The sequence below is a fragment of the Campylobacter sp. BCW_4341 genome (assembly GCF_001764255.1).
GTDB classification, from domain to species: Bacteria; Campylobacterota; Campylobacteria; order Campylobacterales; family Campylobacteraceae; genus Campylobacter_D; species Campylobacter_D jejuni.
Map to the genome: position 1 here is coordinate 1 of NZ_MKAH01000054.1, position 1,914 is coordinate 1,914.

The window sequence follows — 1,914 nt, forward strand, 5'->3', positions numbered from 1 at the left end:
TATGGGCTTGTGAGAATTTACTTGATAAAGATTTAAATAAACCTTTTGAAAAATTAGAACCTTTAAGTTTAAATAAACAAAATGAGTTTTTACTTAAGGCTTATTATAAAGTTTATCAAAGTATTAAACATTGTAGAGATTTTAGTAATAAATTTATTAAAAGCTATGATAAAATAAAAAATTCTTTTATGAGTTTACAAAATTCTCAAAAAAATGAAATTTTTATTCAAGAAATTATTCAAGATATAGATAAAACCAAAACTCAAATAGATGAACTTTGCAATACTCAAAAAGATTTGATACAAATTTTAGGTCCCTTACTAACTCAATTTGAACTTAATCTTGCTAGAATTTATGTTTTAAATCCTAAAACCAAAGAAGATGCTTTTAATAAAAATATTCTTTGGATAAAAGAACATTTAGAATTTATGGAATTAGTTTATGGACATATCAAAGCACAAGAAAGTGCCTTGATAAAAAATATACTTCCTTTAGAAGAAAAACTTAAAGAAAGAAAATTAGATAAATGGATGGAAAGAGTGAGAAGGTGAAAGAGGAACTTTTTTTAAAAAATACTCAAGCTTTATTTGAAGTTGATGAGATCTTAGCCTATAAATTAAGATTACTTAAAAATATAACTCTTAAACTCATTCAAAATGAAAATGGAATCAATTTTACAAAAGATGAAATCTTACTTTATCAAAATCCTAATCAAGAGCTTTTAGAAAATCTTAGCCTTTTTCAAAGTGAATACGCAAAATATCCTGTTTTGTTTTTTTATGGTTTTGGAAATGGAATGCTTTATAAAAGTTTATGTGAAAATAAAAATCATCAACATATTATTGTTTTTGAAGACAATCTTGAAATTTTAACTTTAGCTTTTCATTTATTTGATTTTAGCGAAGAATTAAAAAAAGAACAACTAATACTTTTTTATACTCCAAATATTAATACAGCACAACTCACCACACTTTTTACTTATGAAATCATTCAAAAAAGTGTAAAAATTTTTAATCTTTTTATCCATAATGATTTTTATCAACAATTTTATAGCACTCAAATACAAAATATAAATACTCAACTGATAGAAATGATACGATTTATCGTTTTAAACAAAGGTAATGATCCACATGATTCTTTAGTTGGAATCAAACATACCCTAGACAATCTCCCTAAAATGTTAAATCATGGAATTTTTCAAGAATTTCTCAAAGAAAGAAGAGCTAAGGTTGAAAATGCTATCATTGTTTCTACAGGACCAAGTCTTATAAAACAACTTCCTTTATTAAAAAAGTATGCTAATAAAGCTACGATTTTTTGTGCAGATAGTGCTTATGTTATCCTTGGAAAATACGGTATAAAGCCTGATTATGTTTGCATGCTAGAACGTGATGATATAGTTTCTAAATGTTTTGATAATGATTTTGGCGATTTTAACAAAGGCATACTTTTCATACTTGCTTCTGTGGTTCACAAAGAAGTATTAGATTTTTTAGAAAAAGATCAAAGAACTTATATGCTTGTACATCGCCCTTTAAATTTTGCAGCTAGTTTAAAACTTGATGAATATGGATATCTTGGAGTAGGACACAGTGTTTCAAATATGATCTATGAACTAGCAGGAGCTTTAAGATTTGAAAATATCATTTTTATAGGACAGGATTTAGCTTATGGCGAGGATGGAAGTTCACATCCTAAAGAGCATATACATGGAAGTCAAGGTGAAGAAATCAGAGGAGAAAAATATACACTAGCTTATGGAGGAAAAGGCAAAGTAAGAACTCAACTCACTTGGAATTTATTTCGTCAAGCTTTTGAAAAAGATATATTTTGGGCAAAAGAAAAACTTAATATCACCACCTACAACTGTACCGAAGGTGGAGCAAGGATAGAAGGAACCATAGAAAAACCTTT

General features: G+C 27.0%; 1 protein-coding gene and 1 pseudogene. Both read left to right on the plus strand.

The features are described 5' to 3' along the window. Positions 1-551, plus strand: a pseudogene (locus tag AJN70_RS09215) (motility associated factor glycosyltransferase family protein); the annotation flags it as partial. Then, the coding region (locus AJN70_RS09220) for a motility associated factor glycosyltransferase family protein (RefSeq protein ID WP_261670042.1) at positions 548-1,914 on the plus strand (1,367 nt) is incomplete at its 3' end. The pseudogene AJN70_RS09215 and the gene AJN70_RS09220, both read left to right, overlap by 4 nt.